This is a genomic window from Cupriavidus sp. SK-3 (assembly GCF_000611145.1).
GTDB lineage: Bacteria > Pseudomonadota > Gammaproteobacteria > Burkholderiales > Burkholderiaceae > Cupriavidus.
Window position 1 is genome coordinate 127,274 of record NZ_JFJV02000102.1, and the last position, 26,969, is coordinate 154,242.

Here is a 26,969-nt window from a genome sequence, read left to right on the forward strand (position 1 = left end):
AGTCTTCAAGTGTCAGGGCGGCTGGGGGGCTGGTCGGGACCACCGCAATCGGTATCCTGGCCCGGCGTGCACAGGCGGATGCGACCGTGGGCACCGAGCCTTAGTTGCCGCTGTTCACCCTGGCAGGTCACAGTGAAGGTGGCGGCGAGGAAACCGCCTTGCTCTGAGCGAGAGTATCCCACAGCTGCCATGCGCAGCGTATGGTTGCCTTGCGTGGTCGAACGCAGTGCGATGCGCAGGCAGGCGCTGTGCAGTTCGACCATGGCCAGCAAGTCGCCATCGTGCCGGTCAGGCCCGTCGGTGCCGGAGGGCGGCAGAGTCAGGCGCCAGCCCTGGTCCAGCGTTGCCGCGCCGGGCAAGGGCGCCAGCAATACGTCCGCGCGCCGGGCAACGGCGGTGGCGCGCGCGAGTGCCAGCGAGCCGGCGAGTCGGTCGGCCGCCAGTACCACCTGCTGCCGCGCCAGCAAGCGCTGCCAGGACGGGTAGGCGAGTGCCACGAGAATGGACAGCACGGCCAGGCAGGTCAGCAGTTCGGCGAGTGTTGCGCCGCCGTTTCGATGCCGGCGGCCATGCGAAGGCCGGTGCCCCGGCATGTCAGCAAGCCCGCGGCAGCGGCACGGGCTTTGCCGCCAACGCGGGCTGCGCAAGCCACTCGCCGGTACTACGCAGAATCAGCGTGCCGCATGACGCGTCCGGCGCCTGGGGCACGGCGCGCAATTCGACGCAGCGCTCCAGCCCGCCGCTCGGGCAGGCGCTGGCGTTGATCCAGTGACGCGGGCGCGCCGGCGGCGCTGGCACGGGCAGTGGCCATTTGCCGGCTACCACCGCGCCGCCTGGTTCACTCGCGAAGCTCACGGTGGCCAGCGCGTGGCGCTCCAGTTCCAGCATCGCGCCAAGCATGGCGCTGCGCGCCTCGGCGCGCCAGCCTCGTTCCATATGCCGATGCCAGGCAGGCACGACCATCGCGGTGAGGATGGTCATCACCGTCAGCGTGACCAGCATTTCGAGCAGGGTGAATCCGGGCGGGCGAGGGTGGTGCGTCATGCGCATTCTCCATGGCGGCCGCCGGCCGATGCGTGGGAGCGCACCCGGTTTCCGGCGATTGATCGGGGGCACGTACATGGCCACGTGCCGGGTGGCCGTTTTGGCAAGGGGTGGCTCATGGCGAGCCGGAGCGGATCAGTTCGCGCCAGCTAAGGCGGCCGGTGCGGCGGCTGGCGACAGTGCGGTTATACGGGACGGCACGCCCATCCTCCAGGGACCAGAGCGTGAGCGCCACGGCCTCGCGCGAGGCGATCCCGGGCTGTGGGGATCGTTCGGGTGGTAGCGGCACGCGGCCAAGAACGACCGCCGCATGGGCGCCCGCGTCCAGCCCGGTCGTTGCATAAATCAGGGGGCCTCCGGCATGCTCGCTGATGGTGGACTCGCCGCTCAACGCATGAATCAGGTAAATGCGCTGATGTGCATCGGGCGTGCGCGTCACCACGCCGAGATAGCCCGGATCGGCGGGAATGAGCCGGTCCAGCCGTTCGCCGGGGTTGGGAAAGGTCAGGTGCCAGCCAGCTGTCGCTGGCTGACCGGGGCGGTCTGCTTCGCGGGGCTGGCGGCGCAGCACGACGCCGTCTCCGCGGGAGTGCGCAGCGACGCGCGCAGCCCCGGCCCCGGCGTCACCCGCCTCCGCGAGGGCGGCGCTGTCGAAGACAGCGGCGATGTGATTGCCGCTACCGTACACCGCGAGGTGGCCTCCGGGAGCGGCGATCAGGAGGGGTGCCGCTGCCGTTGCCGTGCCGCTCGGCCTTGGCAGAGAATTCTCCACGCGGTGGATGCAGCGAACGCGCTGGCCGCTATCGTGCGATGGCGCCGCGCCGCGCAGGTCGTAGCGCCAGAGCCTGCCGATGGCATCCACGGCATAGGCTGCCACGGCCATGCCGGAAGCGTCCGGCAAGACGCTCGCCGCCAGCAAGGCGGGGCGGGCGCCGGCGATCCCGCAACCGTGGTCAGGCAGGTGTAGCCGCGGTATCGCATACCGCCCATGCCACGGGGCGCGGGTGGGTTTGTCCAGCGGCAGCAGGGCGAGGCCCGCCTGCCGCGCGGATGGATTGCGATGTGGCCCGCCGGACGGGAGCTCGCCGTCCGGCGCGGCGGCCAGCGTAGCCATGGCATACCAGCGCCTACCCTCAGGGGTGGCTAGCGCCAAGGCGCGGACAGGCCCGGCAGGCGCCAGCGGCAGCGTGCCGGAAGCCATGGTTTCCCAGAGCAGCGCCGGCGGAGGCTGGGCGGCATGGTCGGAGATGCTGGTGATGTCGAGGGCGAACACGCTTGCCCGCGCTTCCTCGCCGGGCGGGTTGGCCGGCACGCCACATAGCAGGACGGTGCGCCAGCGCCCGGGTTCCAGCGCCACGTCCGCCGCTTCAGGGTACGGGCACGGCGCAACGGGCGCGGTGACTGCCCGAGCCGGGCTTGCCGTCCGCGATGCCCAGCCGGCGGCCTGGCTTAGCAAGCTGCGCGGCAGGAATGCGAGCACTTCCTTGCCGGATCTCGCCTCGAACGCGTGCAGCAAGCCGTCGCGCGTGCCCAGCCAGACCAGCGCCGGGCGCGCGCTGTGCAACGCGGCGAATTCCGCGTGGCCGGGCCGGCCGGGCAGCCAGGAGGGCGGCGGAACCATTAGCGGTGGCGTGCCGGCCGGGCGCCCCAGTCGTCCTGTCCCGGACACCGGTGACTTCGGCGCTGCCGCGTCCGGCGCCTGGCGTGTGCCACGCAAGCGTGCCAGCCGGTCCCGGCCCTCGCCGTCGTGAGGTCCTTCGGCGCCGGCTCGATCGAGCAGAGCGCGCGTCGAGGTATCCAGTGCTTCCCATTGCAGCGGAGCTAGTCGCGTCGGCGTTTCGTCGGAGCCGGCGAGCGCCGTCAACAAGCGGCGCGACTCGGGATCGCGCATGTCGAGCAGTGCGCCCGCCTCCCAGGCCGGCGGCGGCAACGCTTGCGCTACCTCGTGCTCGCCCGACGGAAGTGCCAGGCTGCGCAGGCGGCCGCTCCAGCCATGGATGCCAGGCTCGGCGACGTAAGCGTCCGCGCCGAGCGCCGCGCCGGCACACTGCAGCCACGCGGGGAGGGCGATCAGCGCGACGCAACACCGGGTGAAGAGCGTCATGGCTGGAACTCGCTTTGCAGCACGCTGCGTACCGCGGTGTCTCTACCCCGGCCGAGCGCCGTAATGCGAAAGCGCAGCCGCGGTCCCGCGCCAGCCGCATAGTCCGCTCCCAGCCATTCGCCGGGCGGGCGCTCGTGCAGCAATTCCACGACATAGCGAGGCAAGGTGTCCACGCCTGCCGTTCCGGCCGGCAAGCCGGGCAAGGTGATGCCGCTGAAGGTGCCCAGCGCAATGCCGGTGGCCTCGTCCGGCCGCCGCGCCGCGAGCCATTCCTCCCACGGCGGCGGAGAGTTCGCCGCAGGCCGGCACAGCCCCAGTTGCGCTCCGATGCCGCACCGGCCAGGCGGCGGCCACGCGACAAGGCGCGCGTCGGCCCCGGCAGCGCCGGCGCGCAGCGCCTCCAGCAGTTCCCCTTCCGCATCGAGCAATGCCGTCTCCGCCGCGCGAAAGGCGATTTCGCGTTCCAACTGGTATGCGGTCACTTGACGGCTGGAGAGCAGGAAATGCAGGCCGGCCAGCGTGGTGGCAACCACAAGCAGCAGCATCGTGGCTGTCAGCAGCAGTGTGGTGCTTCCGCCGGCACGCTTGCGGTGCACTGTGGCAACGCGCCGCATTGGCACGCCTGGCGTCCACGCCGGATTCAACATAGCGTTTCCACGCAAGGGCTTGCATTGCGCAGCCGCACGGATGTCGAGAACACGCGGCGCATCAAGGTGGACCCGGGAGGGGGATCGAAGACGAGGTCGCCGCCATGCGCGCCCGGTCCCGGCGGCGGAAACAAGACAAGCGCGGCGGCCGCGGCAGCCCGTGGCAACGGGCGTTCGCCACGCAGCACCAGTGCCACCTGGACTACCCGCACCTCGTGCCAGGCCGCCTCACCCCTGGCGCGGAGCTCCTCGGCCCGCAGGAACGTATCGGTCTTGCCGTCGCCATCGGTATCGATGCCGTAGCGCAACTGCATTGTCTCCAGGCCGCGCACCAGCGCGCCGGAAGTCCAGTTGCCCTGCTGCACCCGTCCGTCGCGCCGGCTGGAATAGCGGCACAACAGTTGCGGCTCGCCATCGGCACCATTGGCTACATAGAGCAAGTTCGCACCGGCATAAGTACCGCCGCTTCCGATGGCATCGCCGCCAGCGCTGGCAGCCGGGAGCGCATAGCCGCTGCAGTCGGTCATGGTCTGGTCGGGCAGCGTGGGATCTTGCGCGCGCCCACTGCCGCTGAAGCGCACCAGCAGCGCGTCGCTGCCGTTGACACCGCGGCGCGCGCAGGTGGGTTGCGCGGCAATGCCGGGCTGGCCGCAATCGTCGCGCCCGGACAGCGCCGGTGGCGCGTCAGGCAGGGCGGTTGCACCAGGCGGCCGCCAGCCGCCGTGCCGGATCAGGTGGGAGACCACGGCAATGGCACGCTGGCCCCGCTCCTCCAGCAGCACAAGGTCGACCGCGGCGCGGTAGGCGACTTGTACCGAGTGGAAAGCCGACGCAGCCAGCGCGCCTGCAAGCATGCCAAGCGCAAGTCCGATCATCAGTTCGACCAGCGAGAAGCCTCGCGGGCGCTTGGGACGCGTGTCGCTCCAGATGCGGATGCCGTGCCTGCAAAGGCGTCTCATGGCCTGATCCACAGCGCGACGGCCCGCAATGCAGCTTCGTCGTCCGGGCCAGCGGAACGAGGCAGCGGTCCCACGACCGCCAGCCTCCGCCCGGGTGCGCAACCGGGCAGGCCATGCTCCGTGCCCGCCGGAGCGAGCGACCGGCACAGTTGCAGATGATGCGCGCCGATGCCGCGGGCGTGCAGCGGCGACAGCGCCAGGCGGGGATCCTCCAGCTCCGCCAGTTCAGCGGCGGCACGCGTCGCGTGCCCGATGTCTTCATGGTGGCGCAGCGCGCCGAGCGCGACAGGGGCGAGCGTGGCAAGCGGAAGCATGCCGATGGTGAGGAGCGCCAGGGCGGTGAGGGACTCGACCAGGAGGTAGCCGCCTGTCGGGCGGCGCACGGCAACGCGTCGCCTGGCCCGCGTGTCGCGCGGAACCGGCATGGCGGTCAGGGCAGCATGGAGGATCGGCACGGCACGCTCGCAAGTTGGGCAGAGGTGCCGACGATAACGTCAAACAACGGGGTGAAACGTTGCGGATTGTGCTGACTACGATGCGTATGAGCGGACTGGCGCGAACCATCCGCTTGCGCACCTTCGTACTACGCCTTGCAAGCCGTCGGCTGGGCTGTATCGGGAGTGCAGACGCGGACCCGTCCTAGCTGGCTGATGTCGATGAGGCGAGCCTGACTGTCGCTGCCTAGCGTCATCAGGATCTGCGCCGACATCATGGCGTCGGTCAGTGTGCGGGTGTAGCCCACGGGGGAATAGGAGAGCACGCTGACCTGCGGCGTTCCGTTGAAACTGATGGTGAGGTTGCGTGGCAGTTGGGCATGTTGCAGCAGGATGGTCTGGCCCGACGAGCAGTCGGCGCTGCGGGCGGGGTTCAGGCATACCGTCCAGCCGTTCTGCCAGTCGTTGTTGACGGGCGCGACCGTGACCCAGGTATTGTGCGAGATGGCATTGGCGCGTGCGGTGCCCAGCGCGGACGCGAGCGCCCCTGCCTCGGCATTCAGCGCGTTGCGCTGCATGAAACCCGTAAAGCTGGGCATGGCAAAGCCAACCAGGATGGTCATCACGACTATGGTGGTCAACAGCTCGATCAGGGTGAAGCCGCGCGATGGGCGGCCGGGGCGGACGCGCGTCATCGGCAAGCCTGTGGCAGGTTGGTGAAGCTCGATGCATTGTTGACCAGGATGCCCTGTTCGCCAGTGCTACGCAGCAGCAGCGTGCCGCATGTGGCGTCAGTCAGCCTGGGGACGGCATTGACCTGCACGCATTCATTGAAACTGAGCGCGCCGCACGCCAGGGCGGACAACGTATAGAGATTGCTGTCGGACTGCAGGGGGAAGCCCTGCCATCCCTTGGTCGGATCGGCGGAATCCGCATACGTGTTGAATTGCCCGTAATGGCGCTCGAGCGCCTGCATGGCATTGAGCATCGCCGCCTTGGCTTCCGCACGCCGGCCGCGTGTAACGTACTCGGTGTAGTTCGGATACGCAATCGCCGCCAGGATGCCGATGATGGTGACGATGATGAGCAGCTCCATCAGCGTGAAGCCGCGTACCGCACGCCTGCGCCAGTTCATTTCGTCGCTCCGAAGTTGCGGATCTCGCGCCAGCCCAACCGGCCCGTGATGGGCAGGCCGCCCGGAGTCAAGCCAGGCGTTGCGGTCGTGTCGGCATATGGGTTGCTGGACAACTTGGCGCCCCCCGTGCGGCCGCCGCCGCTGGCGCCGAAGGAGTAGACATCAATGGACTTGTTCGTGGTCACCTGGCCGACGGAATTGCGCTGGCTGTCGACAGTGGTCAAGGTCTGGATCAGCACCGGCGCGCCGAGCATACCGAGGGTCGACGTCGTCCCCGAGCTGGGCGCCGTGACCGGCGTGCCCGTGCTGGTGCCCGAGACCGGCATGCCCGTCAGCGCGGACAGCTGATAGCTATGGCTGCCGCTACCGGCACCGCACAGATCGGCCCCCGTCATCAACGAATTGAACCAGATCTGGCTGTACGCGGAGACGAGCGAAGTGACCTGGCGCTCGCCACTGTCGACGAAATCGAAGTACCAGCCGGCCTTCGGGGCGGGTTTGTCCTTGGTGGGGAAACCGAGGCTGTAGGCACTGCTGCTGAAGTCGTAGCCGCCATTCGAGTTGGCCTTCAGCGTGACCGGGTTGAGCACGGAGCGCCCGCTTACAGCCTGGGCGCCGCCGCTGTCGTAGACCCCGTACATCGAGTTCTGGGGCTGCGAGGAGCCTGTGCCGGTGTCGGCCGATTCGTAATACTTGCCCGTGCCGAAGACCACCATATAGCCGCCCGGGGCATAGACCCACTGCGGCTGGATCGTGATGGACTGCGGATTTCCGCTTGCATCGCGGGCCCGGAACAGCGGCTGGCCCAGGTTGCCCCCGCCGTAGTAGGGCAGCGCCCCACTGGCGTTCCAGGTGGAAGGGCCGCCGCCAAGCACGAATTTCCACAGCCGACCTTGCAGGTCGCCGGCATAGGCGGCGACCGTCTGGCGCGAGGCCAGAGTCACCAGGGACGGTGAGCCCAGTCCATTGGCGACGGTGCTGTTGCTGTCCGCCGCCATCGAAATCTTCCAGTAGTTCGAATTCAACCGCCACGGTGTGCCCGGTGCCTTGTCGAGTGACAGGATGAACAGGGCGGAAGGCGCGGCCGCATTGCTCGATCCGTCGTTCAGGTTGTTGTTGATGCCGTTGCCGGCGATCACGAACCACTGGTATTGCGGGACCTTGTTCGCGTCCACGCCGACATAGAGCTTGGCGAGTTGCGGCGTCGACATGATGTTGCCCATGTCGGCATCGTCCTTGTCGGTGAACTCCCACAGCACATTGCCGGCTCCCACGTTTGACGGGTCGGTCACGTCGAGTGCGAACAGCCCCTGCGCGCCACCGCCGAGTCCGGATGCCAGCACCGTTTTCCAGTTGCCGCCGATCCGGGCTTCCGCTACCACGGGCGTGGCGTCCACATAGGGCCGATGGACGTAGCTGGACGACGTCAGCTGAATCAGGTTCCCCATCACGGCATTGGGTACATAGGCAAAGAGTTCAGCCCCGGTCAGTGCGTTGAATCCATGCAGCATGCCATCGTTCGCACCGATGTAGACCATCGGGGTGCGATTCTGGTACCGCTTGTAGAAAGCACCGTAGTCGGACTCGTTGATCGCCGTGGAAGGGGCCGCAACGTAGGCCGGGCCGGAGTTGATGATGTCGCCCAGGATGGAGTTGCGCGCGCGCAGGCTACCGGTGCCACCGGTCGATTCCTCGTTGCTGCGGTCGCCTCGCAAGTAGTTCAGGCGCGCGGCTCCGGCGCTGTCGCTCTCGTTGGCATTGAGCTTTAGAGAGAGCTTCTGCGCGCTGTTGATGGATGACCAGTCGAATGGCGCGCCGCTGCCAGCACCCGCGCCGCTGCTGGCGGGCACCCACGTGAGAATGTTGCGTGAGCCGGCGCCGCCGCTGCGCGCGGTGAGCAAGGCGCCGGCTTCCCAGCTTTCCTTGCTTGCGATCTGGATGCCGTTGTCATTGCTCAGCGCGAAGGCGGAGAGCTTGCCCGTCCAGTTCTGGTCAAAACCCGGCGCGAAGATAAAGGTGCCGCTGGAAACGCGTGACGAGGTGAGCGCGACGCCGGAGATGGTGCCGCCATAGCTGACGATTTTGGAGAAGATATCGCGGATCGCCTTGATCATGGCGGTCGGCTGACCCGCCAGGAACCACGTCGCAGGCACATTGGATCCGGCCGGGGTTGCTTCCCACTCGCTGTCGTTTTTAGCGACCGTATTGTTGGCGCCCGACGTGGTGAAGGGGCTGCTGTCGCCGTTGACATCGTTGAAACCGCCGTATTTTGCCGCCAGGTACAACTGGCTCTGGCGCTGCGCGGTGCCGACGGTCCCATCGCCGTTCTCGTTGACGTCGATGGTGTAGGTGGTCACGCGCAACGACGGGATATCCGCCCGGAAACCGTAGGTGTGCGCCCAGTAGGCAACACCCGCCATGTAGTACGTACCGTGGCCGCTGGAGCCCGTGTCGGCCGTACTCATATTGGCCAGCGAGGAGTTGGGCTTGCTATTGCCGTAGCTTGTCGTGCTCTCCATGTCCGCGACCTTCCTGGTCCAGGCCATGACGTCGAAGCCGTCGGCCTCGATCGCGCGCACGGGGTCGTTTGCGGTTACCGCCTTGCCGCCCGATATATAGGTCGTGCGGGTGTTGCCGGGAACATAGCGATCCCAGTGCGTATTGATGTCGGCGATACTCAGCACGTAGTTGCGCTGGCACTTCGCGACGACCGGATCCGACCAGCTGGTGTAGACCGGGTAGCCGTCTTTGTAGGCGGTCTGGAGGTCAGTGATCGCTTCCGGTGTGGGCTGCTTGCCTTGCAGGTAGCGGATGCTCTCGTAGTACAGCTCGCTGACCGGGTCCAGGCCCTTGTACTTGCCCGAGCGGCCGAACTGGTTCAGGTAGTTGACCACACCGCTGATGCCTTCGCCGGCATTTTCCGGGTTGCCAGCGAAGACGCCCGTGCTGGGATCCCACTCGCTCTTCGGATTGCTGACCTGGCTGAAGTTGCCGTCGATCATCTTGGGGCCGACATACTTCATCGGGGCCCGCAGCACGCCGCCGTACCGCGTGGCCGAACTGTCGTTCAGGTAGCCGAAGGCGCCGAAGCGCACGCGGTCGGCGTTTTTCTGCATTTCGCCGACTGGCTTGTAGTTCGTGCCGTAGAGCTTGCAGAGGTCGGTGCGGGAACTGCCTTCGCTCGCATCGCACACCTTGACGCGGGCATACATGGTGCCGAGGTTGGCATAGCTGCCCGGGCTGCTGCAGGAAGCGCCGCTGCCAGTCTTGGTGCCGAAGAACACCTTGTTGCTGCACGACGTGATGTAAAGCGTATCGGTGGTGAACGGCGTCACCGCGGAAGGTACGCTGGAACTGGACTTGGTCAGTGTCTTGGCGGGAAAGTAGGAACCGCTGTTGAAAAAATCATCCTGCAGCACGGCGCGCTGAAGCACGGTGTCCGTGGGGGTATCCACCACCCGGTCGCCACCGGTGAGCGCGAAGCGCAGCATGTCGATGGCGGAGGCGGTGGCCCAGTTCATGAAGTTGCCGCTGTACTGGCCCGAGCATTCGTGATTGGCGCTGGCATTGCCAGCGATCTCGAAGTACCCGCTGGATGAATAGTTGTAGCACTTGAGCGGGTTGAAATAGCCGACATATTCCGTGCTGCGGGTGTAGGTGCCGGTACGGTACGCCGCGCCCACCGTCGGGAACTCCACCGACAGCGACAGCAGCAGGTTCGGGTTGACATTCTGGTTGCGTCCGTAGAGCGGCGACTGCGCAATGTCCACCGTGGACGGTGTCAAGGCGGTGGCCGCCCGCGTTGGCACGGGAAGCAAGCCTGCACCGGCGACAACGAGGGCCAGCGCGATCCGGCATAAGCGTGTCATCAGCGAATCTCCGCGTAGGTCAGGAGCGAGGTCATTCATTCAGCTTTCCGGTAGTACGACTGCAGCATGACGCGGGTCGCGGTGTTGGCGCCGAAGCCCATCGCCGTGACGCGGAAGATGTAGACGACCGGAGCGTCGGGGCTTCCGGAGGCACCGGGCGATGTGTCCTGGATCGGCTCGATGATGTAGCGGGGCAGGGCGGCGGGCAGCAGGCCTGTGGGCGCGGTCGGGAACTGGCGTCCGGTGAAGGTGCCGTAGGCCACCGCGCGGGCATTCGCCCCGGTCTGCGCGAAGTCCACGGTTTCCCAGTTCGGGGTGCCGCTGTCGACGGCCGCGCACAGGCCCTGAAAGGCTGTGCCAGGCGTGGTCCCCGTGTTGCAGCCGGCGACGAATGGCAACAGGTTGGGATTGCTGCCAGAGAACAGGGCGGAGCGGCTGTTGACGGCAACGACACCCTGGATGTCCATCTCGGCATCCTGTAGCGCCATTTCGGCGGCTTGCACCGCAAGGTCGCGGTCGCGCTGGTTGGATGCCATGCGTTTGCTGTTGATCGCCAGTCGTGCGCCGGCCACGGCCATGATGCTGAGCACCAGGAGCATGACCAGGGCCGTGATCAGGACGACGCCGCGCTGGGCGGCTGGCTTGAGAGGGGCACTCATGATGGGGAGCAAGTGCGGCAAGTTGCGACGTTGCGCAGTTGCACGGTGACCGAGTACTGGCGGCGCAAGCGCTGTAGCTGCGTGGTCGGCTTGTAGGTCGCGTCGTTGACGGTGCTGTCGCCGCCATAGAGCGTGCCGAAGAGCTGGAAAGTGGGAACCTCCGGCGCCGGGCCGGTCACGGTGTCGCCGGCCAGTACCAGGGCAATTTTCAGCGACACCACGGTTTGCCATTTGGTGGCCAGGGCCAGCACATCCGTGGCAGGCAGGTAGCGGTCCGGGATGTAGTCATTGTTGGTGTCGACCCCGTACAGCACCTGGAACACCTCGACACCGGAAATGATTGGCACGGAGGTGATCGCGGTGTTCGAGATTTCCTTGTTGGATGCATCGCGAGCGCGATAGCCGCACATCAGTTGCGGGTTGCCGCTTGGATCCTTGGGGTCTGGCGCCACGAAGAAGCGAGCGAAGCCACGCGCAAGGTCCGCGTCCTCCCATGCCTGTGGCTCCGCCACGCCATTGCCGGAACAATCGATCATGCTGTTGTCGGCCACGGTGCGATCCGACGGCGTGCCCGAACCGAAAAAGCGCACCTGCAGCACGTCGCTCTTGTTCACGGGGTTGGTGGTGCCCGGCAGGCACGACAGGTTGAGGCTCGCGTCCTGGCCCGGGCTGGCGCAGTTGTCGACGCCGCTGATCGTGGGTGACAACGCGACGGTGGTCGGCATGATCCCGCCAGGCGCCTGGGCGATGGGCCCGCTTGCCGGGTTTGTTGCCGGCGCGCTGTTGCCGGCGTAGTTGGTCCATGCGGACTGCCGCACGATGCGGACGATGGTGTCCAGGGCAAAACGGCCCTTCTCGTCGAGCGCGGTGGTGTCGTCGATGGTGCTGTAGTTGGTGCGGGTGCCCATGTATATGGCGGTCGCTGCCAGTGTCAGCAACAGGCCGAGGACCATCGCGACCATCAGTTCAACCAGCGACACGCCCGACTGGGCATGCCGGTACGGCTTGCGGCGCGTACGCATCAGTTCACCGTCCCGGGCGTGGCGACGATGACGATCTGCGGTCGCGTGTTCATGTCGGCGAGATCGGCGCCGGTCCCCAGCGTCTTGGTGCTCAGGCGCGATATCCACCCGATCTTGATGACGATCGGCGCATCGTCGACACGGCCGCTTGCAGCGGCCGTGCAGCCCCAGGAAAAGCCGGACGTCTGGTTATAGGCAACGGTATCGCGGCAGATCACCGCCCGGCCGCCGGGCAGGGCGGCGGCTACCCGGTTCCACCACTCGATCACATCGAAGCGGGCTGTGTCCTGCGCGCAGGAGAGCAGCGTGCTGGCGCAGGCCGTCGTATAGGGATTACGCGTCAGCGCGGGCAGCTGGCTGGTCTGGGTGTCGATGAAATACAGGTTGGGCGCGAGGGCCTCGGCGGCCGCGCCCACGCCGGAGACGGCAGTGTTCGCACGCATGCGTTCGGCCATTTCGGTGGCCAACTGCATGGCAACGGTATCGTAGGAGGCTTGCTGGGAAAAACGCGAGGAATTGAGGAGCAGGCCGGCGACCCCGAGCACGCCAATCGCCAATACGACCATTGCCACCAATGCTTCGAGCATGGCAAAGCCGGCCGTCCCCCGACAGCTTGACTGACCCATTCTGACCCTCGTCCGAAAAGACTACGTTCTTTTGGCTTCGTTCTATTGTTTTGTCACTACTACCCAGGCGGAAGTATAGATATAGGAGTGAAGCCTAGGGCACAGTTTGGAAAGAATTAAACAACGTTCCCGTTACTTTTTCTACTGCTTTCGTGGGGTAGACGTTGAAAACTCATCCAGCATGTCGCGGAATTCCGACACGTCTTCAAAGCTCCGGTACACCGAGGCAAAGCGGATGTAGGCGATCTTGTCGAGCCGGCGCAGCTCCCGCATGACCAGTTCCCCGACCTGGCTACTGGGGATTTCCTTCTCGCCGAGCGCGAGCAGCTTTTCTTCGATGCGGGTGATGGAGGCGTCGATGGCTTCGGCGGAGACCGGGCGCTTGCGCAGCGCCAGGCGCATCGAGTCCTTCAGCTTGTCGCGGGTGTAGTCCGCGCGGGAGCCGTTTTTCTTGACGATGGCGGGGAAGAACAGCTCGATCCGCTCATAGGTGGTGAAGCGGCGGTCGCAGGATTCGCAGCGGCGGCGACGGCGGACTGTATCGCCTTCTTCGGACATGCGCGTGTCCAGGACCTGGGTATTGGAATGAGCGCAAAAGGGGCATTTCATGCCTGACCACCTCGAAGTTTGAACCGGGGCGCGTGCTGCGCGAGCAGCGTCTTTTCATTCTGTGTCGCGCTGGGCTGGGTTGGCAAGGCCCGCCGGCAGCGCTGGCGCGCCGCGGCGGACTGCCGGCCACCCGCGCGTGGGCGGGTGGCGCAGGGGGATCAGCCGTAGACCGGGAAACGCTTGGTCAGGGCTGCCACTTGCTCGCGCACGCTGGCGATATTGGCCAGGTCGTGCGGATTCTCAAGCACGTCGGCGACCAGGTTGGCCACCACGCGGGCTTCGTCTTCCTTGAAGCCACGGGTGGTCATGGCCGGCGAGCCCAGGCGGATACCCGAGGTGACGAAGGGCTTTTCCGGGTCGTTGGGGATGGCGTTCTTGTTGACGGTGATGTGCGCTTCGCCCAGGACCTTTTCGGCTTCCTTGCCGGTGATCTGCATGGCGCGCAGGTCGACCAGCATCACGTGGCTCTCGGTGCGGCCCGAGACGATGCGCAGGCCGCGTTCGGTCAGGGTTTCGGCCATGACGCGGGCGTTCTTGACCACTTGCTGCTGGTAGGTCTTGAACTCGGGCGACAGGGCTTCCTTGAAGGCCACGGCCTTGCCGGCAATCACATGCATCAGGGGGCCGCCCTGGATGCCGGGGAAGATGGCCGAGTTGATGGCCTTCTCATGCTCGGCCTTCATCAGGATCACGCCACCGCGCGGGCCGCGCAGGCTCTTGTGGGTGGTGGTGGTGACAAAGTCGGCGTGCGGAACCGGGTTCGGGTACTCGCCGGCGGCGATCAGGCCGGCGTAGTGGGCCATGTCGACCATGAACAGGGCGCCGATCGATTTGGCAACCTTGGCGATGCGTTCGAAGTCGATGCGCAGGGCGAAGGCCGAGGCGCCGGCGATGATCAGCTTGGGCTTCTTTTCCTGTGCCAGCTTTTCCAGCGCAACGTAGTCGATGTCTTCGTTGGCGTCCAGGCCGTAGCTCACCACGTTGAACCACTTGCCGCTCATGTTGAGCGCCATGCCGTGGGTCAGGTGGCCGCCTTCGGCCAGGCTCATGCCCATGATGGTGTCGCCCGGCTTCAGGGTGGCGAAAAACACGCCCTGGTTGGCCTGCGAGCCGGAGTTGGGCTGCACATTGGCGGCTTCGGCGCCGAACAGTTGCTTGACGCGGTCGATGGCGAGCTGCTCGACGACGTCGACGTACTCGCAGCCACCGTAGTAGCGCTTGCCGGGATAGCCTTCAGCGTACTTGTTGGTCAGTTGCGAACCCTGGGCGGCCATCACGGCCGGCGAGGTGTAGTTTTCCGAGGCGATCAGCTCGATGTGCTCTTCCTGGCGCTGGTCTTCCTTCTGGATAGCGGCAAAAATCTCGGGGTCGATCTGGTCGATCGTATAGCGGCTGCGTTCGAACATGGCGAAAACTCGTCTGAAAAAAGGAGATCCGAATCGGCTTCGGGGTAGGGCGCGCGGGGAAGGCACATGCGACCAGCGCCGGAAAGCGTGGCTAGTCCGGCGCAGGGCGCACCCTGCTTCCCATTCGCTGCCCAGGCGAGCGGCAGGCGCTTGATACATCGCGCCAGAGAAACTTGCGCTTCCTCGTGGTAGTGCCCACTGACTTCGCCAGTCGCGCAAGATGGAATGGTTGGCGGCAGTTTAACGCGAGGCGCTGGCTCGCTGCAAGACGGCGGAGAGGGCTCGCCGCCCGAAAGTCAACGGCTAGTCTGTCAGGTAATGTAATTGTTGTAATGTCGGGCGAGGGTATACACCGGGTCGGGCCGGCTGTCCGTTACAATCGCGGCCATGAGCAACAATGTGTGGGCCTTGCGGGTGTACTGGGAAGACACCGACGCAGGCGGCGTGGTGTTCTACGCCAATTACCTGAAGTTCTTCGAGCGCGCCCGGACCGAGTGGCTGCGCTCGCTTGGCGTCGAACAGCAAGCGCTGGCCGATGAGACCGGTGTCGTCTTCATCGTCAGAAGCACGGCGGTGGACTACAATGCCCCCGCCCGTCTGGACGACATGCTTGAGATCCGGACCCGGATTGAACGGGTTGGTCCAGCGTCTGTCCAATTCGCCCAGGAAGCCTGGCGTGGTGAGCAATTGCTGGCTACCGGCGCCATCCGGGTCGGATGTGTCGATCGCACCACATTTCGCCCGACGCCCATTCCCGCTCCCGTCCTAGCAACCATCAAGACCGCTCGATGAATCCCGTGACCGTCACGCAAGACCTGTCGATCATTTCGCTGGTGCTGCACGCCAGTGTGCTGGCGCAGGCCGTCATGGCCCTGCTGCTGGTGATGTCCCTGTTTTCGTGGACATATATCTTCCGCAAGCATTTCTCGCTGCGCTCGGCGCGCACCCAGACCGAGGGCTTCGAGCGCGACTTCTGGGCTGGCGGCGACCTGCAGGCGCTGTACCAGAGCGCGGCCAACAATCGCCACAGCACGGGCGCGCTGGAACGGATCTTCGAGTCCGGCATGGGCGAGTACCTGAAGGCGCGTGAACGCAACCATGACGCCGGGGCGCTGCTCGACGCAGCCCGGCGCGCCATGCGCGCGGCCTACCAGCGCGAGATGGATGTGATGGAGTCGCATCTTCCATTCCTGGCCTCGGTGGGCTCTGTCAGTCCTTATATCGGCCTGTTCGGCACGGTGTGGGGCATCATGAACGCCTTCCGCGGATTGTCCAACGTGCAGCAGGCAACGCTTGCCGCGGTTGCGCCCGGCATTGCCGAGGCGCTGGTCGCCACCGCCATCGGTCTGTTCGCGGCGATTCCTGCCGTGATCGCGTACAACCGCTACGCCACCGAGGTGGATCGCCTGGCCATCCGTTTCGAGAGCTTCATGGAAGAGTTCCTGAATATCCTGCAACGGCAGACCCGCTAAAGCGCCGAAACCACCAACGTCATCGGTCAAGGAGATACCTGCAATGGCAGCGATACAGCGCCGCGGCGGCTCGCGCCGCCGGGCCAGCGCCGACATCAATGTCGTGCCTTACATCGACGTGATGCTGGTGCTGCTCGTCATTTTCATGGTGGCCGCACCGATCGTGAACCCTGCCGTGGTCGATCTGCCCAGCGTGGCCAATGCCACGCAGCAGCAGAAAGCGCCGCCCATCGTCGTTACCGTGCATGAAGACGGCGCGCTCACCGCGCGCGGCAAGGATGGCGCCGGCAATGCCTTCGAGCGCAAGCTCGACAAGCAGGGCCTGATCGATTTCGTGCACCAGCGCCAGAACGAGAATCCCGATCAGCCGGTGGTGATTGCTGCCGACCGCTCGGTCAAGTACGAGGCCGTGCTCGACGTGATGTCGGTGCTAAAGGCCGATGGCGTGAAGCGCGTCGGCCTGATGGTCAAGCCCAAGTAAGCACCGCCGCCCGCCATGAAGACCGCCGCCTATCCTTACCAGCCGGCCCCGGAGCGGGGAACCCTGCGTTCCTTCCTGCTCGCGGTTTTCATGCACCTGCTGCTTGGCATCGTGCTGTATTTTGGCGTGCACTGGCAGAGCAGCACGCCCGTCGGCGCCGAAGCCGAACTCTGGGACGAGATCCCGGCGACCCCCGCGCCGACGCCGCTTCCCGCTCCGCTGCCCGCACCTGTGGAGGTCGAGCAGGCGCGCCCCGCGCCGCCCGCGCCGGCAGTGAAGTCGCGCGCCGAAGAGGACGCCGAGATCGCCCTCCAGCAGCAAAAGCGCCGCCAGGCCGAAGCCGCCGCCCGCGAGGAGGCGCGCAAGCAGGCCGACCTGCGCGCACGCCAGGAAACCGAGCGCCAGGAGGCGGCCCGCAAGGAAGCCCAGCATAAGGAAGACCTGCGCCGCGAAGAACAACGCCGCGAGGAGCAGAAGAAGGAAGATCAGAAGAAGGAGGCCCAGCGCAAGGACGATGCGCGCAAGCAGGCCGCCATCCAGCACGATCAACAGCGCAAGGAGCAGGCTGAGCGCGAGCGCAAGGAAGCCGAAGCGAAGGCCCGCGCCGATGCCAAGGCCCGGGCCGAGGCCGATGCCAGGGCGCGCGCCGAGGCGGACGCCAAGGCGAAGGCGAATGCCGATGCCAAGGCGGCCGCCACCGCCAAGGCAAACGCGGAAGCCAAGGCCGCCGCCAACGCGAAGGCCAAGGCGGATGCCGATGCCAAGGCCAAGCGCGACGCCGCCGCCAATGCCCAGCGCCATGGCGAACTGGCACGCCTGCAGGCCCTGGCCGGTGGCTCGGGTACCGCCGGTGGCGCCGGCGGCGTCGGCAGCAGCGCGGGCAGCGGCGCCGGCTCGGGCGGCAAGGCTTCGCCCGGCTACCCGGACCGGGTGCGTCGCCGCGTCAAGCCGAATATCGTATTTACTGAAAACGTGCCCGGCAATCCGGCCGCGGTGGTGTCCGTCCAGCTCGCGCCGGATGGCTCCCTGATGTCGTCGCGGCTGGCGAAGTCCAGCGGCAATGCCGCCTGGGACAGCGCGGTGCTGCGCGCCGTCGAGCGCTCGGACCCGCTTCCCCGCGACGAGAATGGCAAGGCGCCGGCCAGCCTTACCATCACGTTCAAGCCGAACGACTAAGGCGAGGGGCGTGGCGATAGCGATGGCACGGGTGTTTTCGAATTGCAACAGATTGCAACCTGCGTCGAAGCCGGGCTATCCCGGCGCTAGGATGACAGGTTGCCTGACGCAGCCGGCAAATGTGCCCGGTGCACGCGATACGGGCATGCGACATGCTTGCCCGTACCACGGCTTCCAGTTTGCCGGCCGCGCTCGATGAATATTGATCTCGACTGAGGAGCAGCATGCGAAAGCTTTGGGCCCCCCTTTGGCTAGCCGCACGGCGGCACAACACCCCCGCGCACGTCCTGTTTGCCTGGCTGGCCGTGGCGCTGGCCTTTTCGGCCGGCAGCGCACAGGCGCAACTGAATGTTGAAATCACCGGCGTAGGCGCCAGCCAGTTCCCGATCGCCACCGCCAATTTCCAGGGCGAAGCGCAAGCCCCGCAAAATGTCACCGCCATCATCCGCGGCGACCTGCAGCGCAGCGGGCGCTTCCGCAATATCGATCCGGCTGGCGCCACCGTGGCCGAATCCGCCAATGCCGACCTTGGCAACTGGAAGTCGCGCGGCGCCGATGCCTTCGTAGCCGGCAGCGTGACCCCGACCGGCAACGGCCAGTACGACGTGCGCTTCCGTCTCTACGATACCGTCAAGGGCCAGAGCCTTGGCGGACTGGCCTTCACCGTCGGGCCGAACCAGTTGCGCGTCGCCGGGCACAAGATCGCCGACTACATCTACGAGAAGCTGCTGGGCGAGCGCGGCGTGTTCGCCACTCGCCTGTCCTATGTCTCGCGCGTGGGTGGGCGCTTCCAGCTGCTGATCTCGGACTCCGACGGCCAGAATTCCCAGGTGGCGCTGACCAGCAACGAGCCGATCATCTCGCCTTCGTGGTCCCCGGATGGCAGCAAGGTCGCCTACGTGTCCTTCGAGGCCAAGAAGCCCGTGGTCTACGTGCATGACCTGGCAAGTGGCCGCCGTACGCTGGTGTCCAACCAGAAGGGCAACAACAGCGCGCCTTCGTGGTCGCCCGACGGGCACCACCTGGCGGTCGCGCTGTCGCGCGACGGCAATACCCAGATCTACCAGGTCAACGCCGATGGCTCCGGCCTCAAGCGCCTCACGCGTAGCAGCGCCATCGACACCGAGCCGCAATACGCGCCGGACGGCCGTGGCATCTACTTCACCAGCGATCGCGGCGGCGCGCCGCAGATCTACCGCATGCCGGCCGGCGGGGAAGAAGGCGGTGCAGCCCAGCGTGTGACCTTCAAGGGCAGCTACAACGTGAGCCCGCGCATTTCGCCTGACGGCAAGCAGCTGGCCTATATCACCCGCAGCGGCGGCTTCAAGCTGCAGCTGATGGATCTCGGCAACGGCGATGTCACGTCGCTGACCGACACCGCCAACGACGAGGCGCCAAGCTTCGCCGCCAACGGCAAGTACATTCTTTATGCCACCCGGGTGGGAGGCCGCTCGGTGCTGGCGGCAGTGTCCACTGACGGGCGTACCCGGCAGGTTTTGTCGCTCCAGTCCGGCGAGGTTCGCGAGCCGTCCTGGGGCCCATTCATGCAATAAACGAGGAGTTCCTAGCCATGACCCAAATGATGACCAAAACCCTTGCCGTCGCTGCCCTGCTGGCCCTCGGCGCTTGCAGCTCCGGCGTCAAGCTGGACGACACCGCCGGTGCCGGTGGCAAGGGCACGCCTTCGAGCGACGCTCGCGCCGTGGCGCCGGTGGACGTCTCGCGCGATCCGCTGAACGACCCGAACAGCCCGCTGGCCAAGCGCAGCGTGTACTTCGACTTCGACAGCTACAGCGTCAAGTCCGACTACCAGGGCATGCTGTCCGAGCACGCCAAGTACCTGGCCGCCAACAAGGGCCGCCGCATCCTGATTCAGGGCAACACCGACGAGCGCGGTACCAGCGAGTACAACCTGGCGCTGGGCCAGAAGCGTGCCGAGGCCGTGCGCCGCTCCATGTCCTCGCTGGGCGTGCCGGAAAGCCAGATGGAAGCCGTCAGCCTGGGCAAGGAAAAGCCCAAGGCAACCGGCCATGACGAAGCCTCGTGGGCGGAAAACCGCCGCGCGGACATCACGTACTAATCTGCGGATAGCCAACTCATGAAAGCACGCGTCTCCAAGTTGGTATTGCTTACTGCGATGTCCTGCGCCAGCCTGCTGCATGTTGCGCAGGCGCGGGCCGGCGTGTTCGACGATGACGAGGCGCGCAAAGCCATCGTGACCATGCGGGACCAGTTCAACGGTTTCCAGGCAACGGCATCGCAGCGTATCGACCAGAACAGCCGCGCCCAGCTCGACATGCAGAACCAGCTCGAGGGCCTGCGCCAGGAAGTGGCGCGGCTGCGCGGCCAGAACGAGATGCTGCAGAACGAAGTGACCACGCTGCAGAAACAGCAGAAGGACTACTACGCCGACCTCGATGCGCGCCTGAAGAAATTCGAGCCGCAGCAGGTCACCGTGGATGGCCGGGAAGGCCTGTCGCAACCCGGCGAGAAGACTGAATACGATGCCGCGCTCAAGCAGTTCCAGACCGGGGACTTCAAGGGTGCCGGCAACGTGTTCTCGGCCTTTATCAAGAAGTACCCGCAGAGCCCGTATGTGCCGCTGGCGCAATACTGGCTAGGTAACTCGTTGTATGCGCAGCGGGATTACAGCCGTTCCACCACGGTGCTGCAAAACATGGTGCAGGCCTATCCGGATCACCCCAAGGTGCCGGATGCGCTGATCGCCATCGCCAACAACCAGATCGAATCGGGGCAGAAGCCCGCGGCCCGCAAGACCCTGGAGCAGGTGGTAGCCAAATACCCCGGCACCGAGGGCGCGCAGGCGGCGACCAATCGCCTCAAGACGCTGAAGTAAGCGCCGCGCCGGCAGAGCGCCGGTGGCAGGCGAACGACGCAAGGCCCGCATCCGCGGGCCTTTTGTCGTGGTCGCGCTAAAATACGCGATTCGCCTTGAATTTTGCGTGGCGCCGCCAGGCGCCGCCCCCCGCCATCATGAAAAAACGCGCTATCGTCCTGCTTTCCGGCGGCCTGGACTCCGCCACCGTCCTTGCCATGGCCAATGCGCAGGATTTCGAGACCTATGCGCTGTCGATGCGCTATGGCCAGCGCCATTCCTCGGAACTGGAGGCAGCCAAGCGCGTGGCGGCGGCCCTGGGCGCGGTGCGCCACGAGATCATCGACCTCGACCTGCGCCGCTTCGGCGGCTCGGCGCTGACCGACGATAGCCTGGACGTGCCCACCGACGGCGCGGTCGGCGGGATTCCGGTCACCTATGTGCCGGCCCGCAATACCATCATGCTCTCGCTGGCCCTGGGCTGGGCCGAGGCCGTTGGCGGCCGCGACCTGTTCTTCGGCGCCAACGCGGTCGATTACTCAGGCTATCCGGATTGCCGGCCCGAGTATGTTTCGGCCTACGAGACGCTTGCCAACCTGGCCACCAAGGCTGGCGTGGAGGGCGAGCGTATCCGCGTGCACGCGCCCATCATCGACATGACCAAGGCCGAAATCATCCGCGCCGGCGTCAGGCTCGGGGTGGACTACGGCATGACAGTGTCGTGCTACAAGGCCGACGACGACGGCCGCGCCTGCGGCGTATGCGACTCCTGCCGCATTCGCCGCGCCGGTTTCGAGGCCGCCGGCGTGCCCGATCCAACCCGCTACCAGGGCGCCGCCTGACGGTTGCGAAACAAGAGCGCGCGCTCGCGCGCGCTCAACCCTGACGCCGCACACACCCGTTCCGATTCCCCCGCCGGACACTCATGCCCGATATCGATCTCGCAGCGCTCAGCCGTACCGTACTGGCGAGCACCTTCATCCTGACCTTCCTGTTTGGGGTGGTGCTCCAGCGCACGCACTTCTGCACCATGGGCGCGGTCTCCGACATCGTCAACATGGGCGACTGGAGCCGCATGCGCATGTGGGGCCTCGCCATCGGCGTGGCCATGATCGGCACCGCCGGGCTGGCGGCGGGCGGTTATATCGATCCCGCCAGGACCATCTATGCCGCAAGCAAGCTCAGTTGGCTTTCCGCGCTGGTGGGCGGGCTGATGTTCGGCTTCGGCATGGTGCTGGCCTCGGGATGTGGCAGCAAGACCCTGGTGCGCATCGGCGCGGGCAACCTGAAATCGCTGGTGGTATTCGTATTCCTCGGGCTGTCCGCCTACATGACGTTGCGCGGCCTGTTCGGCGTGATTCGCGTGAATACCGTCGATGCGGTGGCACTCACGCTGCCCACCACGCAGGACCTGCCCTCCGTGCTGGCGCATGCCAGCGGCATGGCGCGTGGCACCTTGCAGCTTGGCATCGGGCTGGTGCTGGGCGGCGCGCTGGTGATCTGGGCGCTGGCCGGACGCGGCTTCCGAACGTTCGATAACCTGCTGGGCGGCATTGCGGTGGGGCTCATCATCGTGGCGATGTGGTACGTCTCGGGGCATATTGGCTATGTCGCCGAAGATCCCAACACGCTCGAAGAACTGTTCGTGGGCACCAATAGCGGCCGCATGGAAAGCCTGAGCTTCGTCGCTCCGTATGCCTATACGCTGGACTGGCTGATGATGTTCAGCGACAAGAGCAAGGTGTTGACCATTGGCATCGTCAGCGTGTTCGGCGTGGTGGCCGGGGCCGCCGCCTATGCGCTGGTCACGCGCACCTTCCGCTGGGAAGGCTTTGGCAGCGCCGAGGACGTTGGCAACCATCTGGTGGGCGGCATCCTGATGGGCGCAGGCGGCGTGACCGCCCTGGGCTGCACGATCGGCCAGGGCTTGTCGGGCGTATCGACGCTGGCAATCGGCTCGTTTATTGCGCTGGCCGGTATCCTGGCCGGCTCGGTGCTGGGCTTCCGCTACCAGATATGGCGCCTTGAGCGCATGGTCTAGCACGAACGTTTAACGCGCTGAGGTTGACATTAGGGCCAGGATATTCCTATAATCGCGGCTTCAGTTTTTCCGGGTCGTTAGCTCAGTCGGTAGAGCAGCGGACTTTTAATCCGTTGGTCGCGTGTTCGAGTCACGCACGACCCACCAGCATTGCGAAAAGGCGTAGCGGGCAACCGCTACGCCTTTTTTGTTTGGGGTCCTGGCCGGGGAAAACGGCTGGGCAGGGAACAAAAGCCTGCCCCCTGGCCAGCAGCAATCAGCCCTGCCTTGCCAGATGCCTGGCCAGAAACGCTTCCATCGCCTCGTAGAAGTCGAAGCGGTTCTCCTCGTTGTGAAAGCCGTGGCCTTCGTTTTCCTTGAGCAGGTACTCCACATCGATACCACGCGCTCGCAGCGCCTCGACAATCTGGTCGCTCTCGGCTTGCTTGACGCGCGGATCGTTGGCGCCCTGGGCGACCAGCAGCGGCGTGCGGATCCGGTCCGCGAAGAACACCGGCGAGGCATCGTGCATGGCCTGGCGGTCGATTTCGTCGTTGGGATTGCCGATCATCTCGTACAGCATGTCGAGCATCGGCGTCCAGTACGCGGGAATCGTCTCCAGCAGCGTGAACAGGTTCGATACGCCGACATAGTCGATGGCAGCGGCATAGCGGTCCGGCGTGAAGGCGACGCCGGCAAGCGTCGCATAGCCGCCATAGCTGCCGCCGAAGATCGCCATGCGCTTCGGATCCACGATGCCCTGCGCGACGAGCCAGTCGACGCCGTCGTCGATGTCGTGCTGCATCGTCTTGCCCCATTGCTTGAAGCTCGCTTCCCAGAACTTGCGGCCGTAGCCGGTCGAGCCGCGGAAGTTGATCTGCAGCACCGCGTAGCCGCGGTTCGCCAGCAACTGCACCTCGGGGTTGAAGCCCCAGTCGTCACGCGTCCAGGGGCCACCGTGCGGGTTGACCACGAGCGGCAGGCCCTGGGGCGCGGGCTCGCCAGCGGCGGCTACCGGCAGCGTCAGGTAGCCATGGATCTGCAGGCCGTCGCGCGAGGTGAACCGGATCGGCCGCATGCCGGCCATGTCGGCTTCATCGAGCCACGGCAGCACCTTGCCTAGCGTGACCAGCTTGCGCGTGCCGCTGTCGTACAGGTAGCGGGTGCCGGCGGTCTTGTCGCTCGACGCGGAGACGATCATGCGGGTCTCGTCGCGCGTGAGGCTGGTGATGTGGTGCTCGTAGCCCGGCAGCTGCCGTTCCAGGTCGGCATGGATCTGCCCGGCGTGCGCGTCGAAGAAATGGCGGTGCGTCTTCCAGTCCGTGTACCAGGCGGCACTCAGCACACGGCGGTGACGCGAGTAGCTCAGGCCGCCGACGTCGACTTCATCGTGCTCGAAGACCAGCCGGCCTTCCTGTGCCGTCTGCGGATCGAATTCGAAGATCGCCAGCTTGTCGCGTCCGCGATTGGATTGCACATACAACTGCTTGTTGTCGAAGGTGAAGAACAGCGGCGCGACCGTCTCGCGGAAATCGGTAGTCAGGACCGGGCGGAAGGGCTGGTCCTCGGTATCGCGATAGAGCAGGGTGGTATTCACACCGTCGCTGGCGGTCGCCACGCGCAAGCGGCCGGCATGATCGGTGCCCCAGCTCATCACATTGCCGGGGTTCTCGGCGATCTGCACGGACTCGCCGGTCACGACATCGACGCGCAGCACATCGAAGACCTGCGGGTCGCGCTTGTTGTGCGACAGCAGGATATGGCGCTCGTCGTCCTCGAGATCGTCGACGATCTCGGCCCGTACGCCGGGGTACGGCGTCAGGTCGACCGGGTCGCCGCCGTCGATCGGCACCGACAGCACGTGGAAGTTCTCGTCGCCGCCGAAGTCTTTCACGTAGAGGATGTGCGTGTTGCCTTTCCAGGCGTGGAAGGGCAGGTCACGCTCGGTTTCGCGGGTCAGCGGCCGGGCTTCGCCCAGCAGGTTGCCGTCGGCGTCGATGGCCTGCACGAAAATATTCTGGCGGCCCTGATGCCTGGCCAGGAACGACAGGTGACGTCCATCCGGAGAGATCGAGAACTGGGAGCGGTCCGGCTTGCGAAACAGTTCGCGCACGCTGTAGTGCTTTACCTTCGCGGGTGCCTGCGCACCGGATGACTCGTGGATTTGACGCAATGCTCACTCCTTGGTGTGTTCGGGGCCGGCAAATACAGCGGCGGGCTCAATCCGTGCGGGACGCCTCGGGGTGTGCGTCGCCGCGGGCGCCGGCTGGGCCTTCCGGCGGTGCCGGTGGCGTGGAATCCTTGTCCTGGGCCGCATCGCGGCGCTCGATTTCGTCGCGCGTCGAGGTGGACAGGTCCCAGCTGGCGATAAACAGCGCGGCGATCAGCGGACCGATGACGAAGCCATTCAGCCCGAACAGCGCCATGCCGCCCAGCGTGGAGATCAGCACCACCCAGTCGGGCATGCGGGTGTCCTTGCCGACCAGGATGGGGCGCAGGACGTTATCCACCGCGCCGATCACCACCGCGCAGAAGCCGATCAGGATCGAGCCTTTGCCCACGTCGCCAGTCAGCAGGAAGTAGATGGCTACCGGCCCCCAGATCAGGGCGGCGCCCACGGCCGGCAGCAGCGACAGGAAGGCCATCAGCACGCCCCATAGCAGCGAGCCCTGGATGCCGAGTATCCAGAAGATCAGGCCGCCCAGCGCGCCTTGCACCGCGGCGACAGCGATATTGCCCTTGACCGTGGCACGGGCCACGGTGGTGAACTTGCGCAGCAGGTGCTGTTTGTGCGGCTCGCTCAGGGGAATGGCCTGCATGATCAGCCGTGAAATCTGCGGACCATCGCGCAGCAGGAAGAACAGCAGGTACAGCATCACGCCGAAGCTGACCACGAACTGGAAGGTGTTCTGTCCGAGACTCAGCGCCTGCGTGGCGATGATCTGGCTGGCCTGGGCGGCGCCATTGGTGAGCTTTTGCTGCAAGTCGCCGATATCGAGGAGCCCGAAGCGGTCCAGCACCCGTCCCACCGAAGGCGGCAGCGCGTGCACGGCCTGCTGGAAGTAGGCGCCAAAATTGAGTTGCCCCGACCTGATCTGCTGGTAGACCGTGCCGCCTTCCCGGAGCAGGGCGCCAGTGACGAAGATCAGCGGCAGCACCACGATCAGCATGCACAGCGTCAAAGTGGTCAGCGACGCCAGGTTGCGCCGGCCGCCCATGCGGCGGGTCAGCCAGTTGTTGGGCGGCGTGAAGATGATGGCCAGGATGGTGCCCCAGAACACCGCGCCAAAGAAGGGCCAGAGGACGAAGCAAAAGGCTACCGAGACTACTGCCAGCAGCAGATAGAACGCCTTCTGCTGCATATCCGATCGATGGGTCATTGCGCTGTCCCTTGGGTCAGGTTGGCATCGCGGGGGCGCCGCACGGGCTGCCGCTGGGCGCCAAGGCGCATCGCGCCCGCCACGGGCAAGCGCGCGCCCGAAAGGCAAGGCCGGCGTGTGCCATGGCCTTGCTTGGAGGGTGCGGTACTAGCGTACTAGCGTACCAGCGGGTCGCGAAATCCGGTGTCGACGGTTTCGATGGTGTCGGGCGGAGCCCGCCGGGCAGCTTCCGCGCTGCCCTTCTGCCAGGTTTGATAAACCCAGTAGCCGGCACCTGCCAGGATGCCGAACTTGGAGGCCTTCCACGTCCAGCGCAGCACCGGCGTCTTGCGCAGTAACGGCAGTGCCAGGGACACGGCCGAGCTGAGCAGCGGATATTCCTTGGCCAGGCCCAGCAGCTTGAGCCAGGAAGCAGGCCGGGTCATGCGCGGCAGCCAGGCACTGAAACGGCCGAACCGGGTTGCGCTGCCCCGTACATGGTGAAGCGCCTGGGCGCAGTCGTAGCGCTCCAGCGCGGCGCGCGTGATCAGGAGTTCCTTGCGGATGGCGAGCGGCAAGCGCACCTCGCGCGAGAAACGCACCGGGCGCTGATGTTCCCGGTGCGGGGTGCCGGCCACGTTCTCCGTGGGCTGGTCTGGCTGGTTCGGGTGGCTCATCGGCGCAGGATCTCCCGGTCTTTGTCGATCTCGGCCAGCGTGGCTTCGAACAGGGGCGGGGCATTGCGCGCCAGGTGACGGGCGAATGCGAGGCAGGCTGCGCAGGCGGCCAAGTAACACGCAACCAGCACGCAGAGGGCTTGCCAGCGGTAAGTGTCCCAGAACAGGATGGCGATCAGCACGGTCAGCGTCACCAGGGCCAGGCCGAAGAACACCAGGCCGAAACAGGCCAGCAAGGCCATCTTCGTCAGCCGCGAGCGTTCTTCCGCGAGTTCTACGCTGGCAAGTTCGAGGCGCGTCTGCACCATCGCCACCAATGATCCTGCCAGGCTGCGCAGGGCATCCATAAACTTGGGGGAGGAGGTGGGGTCGCTCATGCAATTCCGGCGAAGGCGTGCAGCGGCAATGCGCTGCACCAGCTACAAACGGGAAGC

Annotated in this window: 27 protein-coding genes, 1 tRNA gene and 1 riboswitch; of the genes, 10 read left to right on the forward strand and 18 right to left on the reverse strand. The window is 65.9% G+C overall.

Features of this window, described 5'->3' with window-relative positions; genetic code table 11:
- Positions 1–5: 5 nt before the first annotated feature.
- The 14 genes from CF70_RS10590 to glyA all read right to left on the reverse strand — a co-directional run bounded on the left by CF70_RS10590 (position 6) and on the right by glyA (position 14,514).
- Positions 6–593 carry a pilus assembly FimT family protein gene (locus tag CF70_RS10590; protein ID WP_035863909.1) on the reverse strand — a complete coding sequence of 196 codons (588 nt, stop codon included), beginning with the start codon at positions 591–593 and terminating at the stop codon, positions 6–8.
- 1 nt (position 594) lies between these two features.
- A complete protein-coding gene (locus tag CF70_RS10595; protein ID WP_035863912.1) occupies positions 595–1,044 on the reverse strand; it encodes a type IV pilin protein in 450 nt (149 codons plus the stop codon).
- A gap of 115 nt (positions 1,045–1,159) precedes the next feature.
- The gene (locus CF70_RS10600; RefSeq protein ID WP_051648239.1) at positions 1,160–3,148 is read right to left on the reverse strand and encodes a hypothetical protein; all 1,989 of its coding nucleotides are present in this window, start codon (positions 3,146–3,148) and stop codon (positions 1,160–1,162) included.
- Complete coding sequence (locus tag CF70_RS10605) at positions 3,145–3,795, reverse strand: pilus assembly protein (RefSeq protein ID WP_235184988.1); 651 nt, start codon at positions 3,793–3,795, stop codon at positions 3,145–3,147. Before CF70_RS10605 ends, CF70_RS10600 begins: the two co-directional genes overlap by 4 nt.
- Positions 3,789–4,754, reverse strand: a complete 966-nt coding sequence (locus tag CF70_RS10610; protein ID WP_051648240.1) for a PilW family protein — start codon at positions 4,752–4,754, stop codon at positions 3,789–3,791. The genes CF70_RS10605 and CF70_RS10610 overlap by 7 nt, the downstream gene beginning before the upstream one ends.
- Positions 4,751–5,209, reverse strand: coding sequence for a type IV pilus modification PilV family protein (locus CF70_RS10615; protein ID WP_035863914.1), 459 nt, complete (start codon positions 5,207–5,209; stop codon positions 4,751–4,753). The genes CF70_RS10610 and CF70_RS10615 overlap by 4 nt, the downstream gene beginning before the upstream one ends.
- Before the next feature lie 128 nt (positions 5,210–5,337).
- Complete coding sequence (locus tag CF70_RS10620; protein WP_035863915.1) at positions 5,338–5,883, reverse strand: GspH/FimT family pseudopilin; 546 nt, start codon at positions 5,881–5,883, stop codon at positions 5,338–5,340.
- Positions 5,880–6,323 (reverse strand): type IV pilin protein, encoded by a 444-nt coding sequence (locus CF70_RS10625; RefSeq protein ID WP_035863917.1) that lies wholly within the window; start codon positions 6,321–6,323, stop codon positions 5,880–5,882. Before CF70_RS10625 ends, CF70_RS10620 begins: the two co-directional genes overlap by 4 nt.
- The gene (locus tag CF70_RS10630) at positions 6,320–10,192 is read right to left on the reverse strand and encodes a pilus assembly protein (RefSeq protein WP_081862117.1); all 3,873 of its coding nucleotides are present in this window, start codon (positions 10,190–10,192) and stop codon (positions 6,320–6,322) included. The genes CF70_RS10625 and CF70_RS10630 overlap by 4 nt, the downstream gene beginning before the upstream one ends.
- Positions 10,193–10,227: 35 nt before the next feature.
- Positions 10,228–10,851, reverse strand: a complete 624-nt coding sequence (locus CF70_RS10635; RefSeq protein WP_035863920.1) for a pilus assembly PilX family protein — start codon at positions 10,849–10,851, stop codon at positions 10,228–10,230.
- On the reverse strand, positions 10,848–11,873 hold the full coding sequence (locus tag CF70_RS10640; protein WP_035863922.1) for a PilW family protein: 1,026 nt from the start codon (positions 11,871–11,873) through the stop codon (positions 10,848–10,850). Before CF70_RS10640 ends, CF70_RS10635 begins: the two co-directional genes overlap by 4 nt.
- Positions 11,873–12,460 (reverse strand): type IV pilus modification protein PilV, encoded by a 588-nt coding sequence (gene pilV, locus CF70_RS10645; RefSeq protein WP_235184989.1) that lies wholly within the window; start codon positions 12,458–12,460, stop codon positions 11,873–11,875. The genes CF70_RS10640 and pilV overlap by 1 nt, the downstream gene beginning before the upstream one ends.
- Positions 12,461–12,640: 180 nt before the next feature.
- The gene (gene nrdR / locus CF70_RS10650) at positions 12,641–13,108 is read right to left on the reverse strand and encodes a transcriptional regulator NrdR (protein ID WP_035863927.1); all 468 of its coding nucleotides are present in this window, start codon (positions 13,106–13,108) and stop codon (positions 12,641–12,643) included.
- Between the two features lie 158 nt (positions 13,109–13,266).
- On the reverse strand, positions 13,267–14,514 hold the full coding sequence (gene glyA, locus CF70_RS10655; RefSeq protein ID WP_035863929.1) for a serine hydroxymethyltransferase: 1,248 nt from the start codon (positions 14,512–14,514) through the stop codon (positions 13,267–13,269).
- 122 nt (positions 14,515–14,636) lie between these two features.
- A riboswitch (ZMP/ZTP riboswitch) is annotated at positions 14,637–14,739 on the reverse strand.
- A 162-nt stretch (positions 14,740–14,901) separates the two neighbouring features.
- Here glyA and ybgC point away from each other — a divergent pair.
- The 10 genes from ybgC (at position 14,902) to CF70_RS10705 (ending at position 22,667) form a co-directional block, all read left to right on the forward strand.
- Entirely contained in the window at positions 14,902–15,306 is a 405-nt protein-coding gene (gene ybgC, locus CF70_RS10660; protein ID WP_035863931.1) for a tol-pal system-associated acyl-CoA thioesterase, read from the forward strand.
- On the forward strand, positions 15,303–15,986 hold the full coding sequence (tolQ, locus tag CF70_RS10665; RefSeq protein WP_035863933.1) for a protein TolQ: 684 nt from the start codon (positions 15,303–15,305) through the stop codon (positions 15,984–15,986). The genes ybgC and tolQ overlap by 4 nt, the downstream gene beginning before the upstream one ends.
- 43 nt (positions 15,987–16,029) lie before the next feature.
- The gene (gene tolR, locus CF70_RS10670; RefSeq protein ID WP_035863937.1) at positions 16,030–16,467 is read left to right on the forward strand and encodes a protein TolR; all 438 of its coding nucleotides are present in this window, start codon (positions 16,030–16,032) and stop codon (positions 16,465–16,467) included.
- 15 nt (positions 16,468–16,482) lie between these two features.
- Positions 16,483–17,643 carry a cell envelope integrity protein TolA gene (tolA, locus tag CF70_RS10675; protein WP_035863939.1) on the forward strand — a complete coding sequence of 387 codons (1,161 nt, stop codon included), beginning with the start codon at positions 16,483–16,485 and terminating at the stop codon, positions 17,641–17,643.
- Between the two features lie 224 nt (positions 17,644–17,867).
- A complete protein-coding gene (gene tolB, locus CF70_RS10680; protein ID WP_035863941.1) occupies positions 17,868–19,196 on the forward strand; it encodes a Tol-Pal system beta propeller repeat protein TolB in 1,329 nt (442 codons plus the stop codon).
- A 17-nt stretch (positions 19,197–19,213) separates the two neighbouring features.
- Positions 19,214–19,723, forward strand: coding sequence for a peptidoglycan-associated lipoprotein Pal (gene pal, locus CF70_RS10685; protein WP_200876727.1), 510 nt, complete (start codon positions 19,214–19,216; stop codon positions 19,721–19,723).
- Between the two features lie 18 nt (positions 19,724–19,741).
- Positions 19,742–20,500: a tol-pal system protein YbgF gene (ybgF, locus tag CF70_RS10690; protein WP_035863945.1), complete on the forward strand. Its 759-nt coding sequence runs from the start codon at positions 19,742–19,744 to the stop codon at positions 20,498–20,500.
- 137 nt (positions 20,501–20,637) lie between these two features.
- Complete coding sequence (queC, locus tag CF70_RS10695; protein ID WP_035864102.1) at positions 20,638–21,321, forward strand: 7-cyano-7-deazaguanine synthase QueC; 684 nt, start codon at positions 20,638–20,640, stop codon at positions 21,319–21,321.
- 83 nt (positions 21,322–21,404) lie between these two features.
- Positions 21,405–22,520 (forward strand): YeeE/YedE family protein, encoded by a 1,116-nt coding sequence (locus CF70_RS10700; RefSeq protein WP_035863947.1) that lies wholly within the window; start codon positions 21,405–21,407, stop codon positions 22,518–22,520.
- A gap of 71 nt (positions 22,521–22,591) precedes the next feature.
- Positions 22,592–22,667, forward strand: a tRNA-Lys gene (locus tag CF70_RS10705).
- 109 nt (positions 22,668–22,776) lie between these two features.
- Here the strand turns inward: CF70_RS10705 and CF70_RS10710 are convergent.
- The 4 genes from CF70_RS10710 to CF70_RS10725 form a co-directional block, all read right to left on the reverse strand.
- Positions 22,777–24,672, reverse strand: coding sequence for a S9 family peptidase (locus tag CF70_RS10710; RefSeq protein ID WP_035863949.1), 1,896 nt, complete (start codon positions 24,670–24,672; stop codon positions 22,777–22,779).
- Positions 24,673–24,718: 46 nt separating this feature from the next.
- Positions 24,719–25,879: an AI-2E family transporter gene (locus tag CF70_RS10715; protein WP_081862118.1), complete on the reverse strand. Its 1,161-nt coding sequence runs from the start codon at positions 25,877–25,879 to the stop codon at positions 24,719–24,721.
- Positions 25,880–26,034: 155 nt separating this feature from the next.
- Positions 26,035–26,535 carry a DUF3318 domain-containing protein gene (locus tag CF70_RS10720; protein WP_035863953.1) on the reverse strand — a complete coding sequence of 167 codons (501 nt, stop codon included), beginning with the start codon at positions 26,533–26,535 and terminating at the stop codon, positions 26,035–26,037.
- Positions 26,532–26,912 (reverse strand): phage holin family protein, encoded by a 381-nt coding sequence (locus CF70_RS10725; RefSeq protein WP_035863955.1) that lies wholly within the window; start codon positions 26,910–26,912, stop codon positions 26,532–26,534. Before CF70_RS10725 ends, CF70_RS10720 begins: the two co-directional genes overlap by 4 nt.
- Positions 26,913–26,969 lie beyond the last annotated feature (57 nt).

What these genes read in the sequence shown, in the direction of transcription:
- CF70_RS10590 (WP_035863909.1), bottom strand. Translation starts at nt 593, where the DNA reads ATGCCGGGGCACCGGCCTTCGCATGGCCGCCGGCATCGAAACGGCGGC.
- CF70_RS10595 (WP_035863912.1), bottom strand. Translation starts at nt 1,044, where the DNA reads ATGACGCACCACCCTCGCCCGCCCGGATTCACCCTGCTCGAAATGCTG.
- CF70_RS10600 (WP_051648239.1), bottom strand. Translation starts at nt 3,148, where the DNA reads ATGACGCTCTTCACCCGGTGTTGCGTCGCGCTGATCGCCCTCCCCGCG.
- CF70_RS10605 (WP_235184988.1), bottom strand. Translation starts at nt 3,795, where the DNA reads ATGTTGAATCCGGCGTGGACGCCAGGCGTGCCAATGCGGCGCGTTGCC.
- CF70_RS10610 (WP_051648240.1), bottom strand. Translation starts at nt 4,754, where the DNA reads ATGAGACGCCTTTGCAGGCACGGCATCCGCATCTGGAGCGACACGCGT.
- CF70_RS10620 (WP_035863915.1), bottom strand. Translation starts at nt 5,883, where the DNA reads ATGACGCGCGTCCGCCCCGGCCGCCCATCGCGCGGCTTCACCCTGATC.
- CF70_RS10625 (WP_035863917.1), bottom strand. Translation starts at nt 6,323, where the DNA reads ATGAACTGGCGCAGGCGTGCGGTACGCGGCTTCACGCTGATGGAGCTG.
- CF70_RS10630 (WP_081862117.1), bottom strand. Translation starts at nt 10,192, where the DNA reads ATGACACGCTTATGCCGGATCGCGCTGGCCCTCGTTGTCGCCGGTGCA.
- CF70_RS10635 (WP_035863920.1), bottom strand. Translation starts at nt 10,851, where the DNA reads ATGAGTGCCCCTCTCAAGCCAGCCGCCCAGCGCGGCGTCGTCCTGATC.
- CF70_RS10640 (WP_035863922.1), bottom strand. Translation starts at nt 11,873, where the DNA reads ATGCGTACGCGCCGCAAGCCGTACCGGCATGCCCAGTCGGGCGTGTCG.
- pilV (WP_235184989.1), bottom strand. Translation starts at nt 12,460, where the DNA reads ATGCTCGAAGCATTGGTGGCAATGGTCGTATTGGCGATTGGCGTGCTC.
- nrdR (WP_035863927.1), bottom strand. Translation starts at nt 13,108, where the DNA reads ATGAAATGCCCCTTTTGCGCTCATTCCAATACCCAGGTCCTGGACACG.
- glyA (WP_035863929.1), bottom strand. Translation starts at nt 14,514, where the DNA reads ATGTTCGAACGCAGCCGCTATACGATCGACCAGATCGACCCCGAGATT.
- ybgC (WP_035863931.1), top strand. Translation starts at nt 14,902, where the DNA reads ATGAGCAACAATGTGTGGGCCTTGCGGGTGTACTGGGAAGACACCGAC.
- tolQ (WP_035863933.1), top strand. Translation starts at nt 15,303, where the DNA reads ATGAATCCCGTGACCGTCACGCAAGACCTGTCGATCATTTCGCTGGTG.
- tolR (WP_035863937.1), top strand. Translation starts at nt 16,030, where the DNA reads ATGGCAGCGATACAGCGCCGCGGCGGCTCGCGCCGCCGGGCCAGCGCC.
- tolA (WP_035863939.1), top strand. Translation starts at nt 16,483, where the DNA reads ATGAAGACCGCCGCCTATCCTTACCAGCCGGCCCCGGAGCGGGGAACC.
- tolB (WP_035863941.1), top strand. Translation starts at nt 17,868, where the DNA reads ATGCGAAAGCTTTGGGCCCCCCTTTGGCTAGCCGCACGGCGGCACAAC.
- pal (WP_200876727.1), top strand. Translation starts at nt 19,214, where the DNA reads ATGACCCAAATGATGACCAAAACCCTTGCCGTCGCTGCCCTGCTGGCC.
- ybgF (WP_035863945.1), top strand. Translation starts at nt 19,742, where the DNA reads ATGAAAGCACGCGTCTCCAAGTTGGTATTGCTTACTGCGATGTCCTGC.
- queC (WP_035864102.1), top strand. Translation starts at nt 20,638, where the DNA reads ATGAAAAAACGCGCTATCGTCCTGCTTTCCGGCGGCCTGGACTCCGCC.
- CF70_RS10700 (WP_035863947.1), top strand. Translation starts at nt 21,405, where the DNA reads ATGCCCGATATCGATCTCGCAGCGCTCAGCCGTACCGTACTGGCGAGC.
- CF70_RS10715 (WP_081862118.1), bottom strand. Translation starts at nt 25,879, where the DNA reads ATGACCCATCGATCGGATATGCAGCAGAAGGCGTTCTATCTGCTGCTG.
- CF70_RS10720 (WP_035863953.1), bottom strand. Translation starts at nt 26,535, where the DNA reads ATGAGCCACCCGAACCAGCCAGACCAGCCCACGGAGAACGTGGCCGGC.
- CF70_RS10725 (WP_035863955.1), bottom strand. Translation starts at nt 26,912, where the DNA reads ATGAGCGACCCCACCTCCTCCCCCAAGTTTATGGATGCCCTGCGCAGC.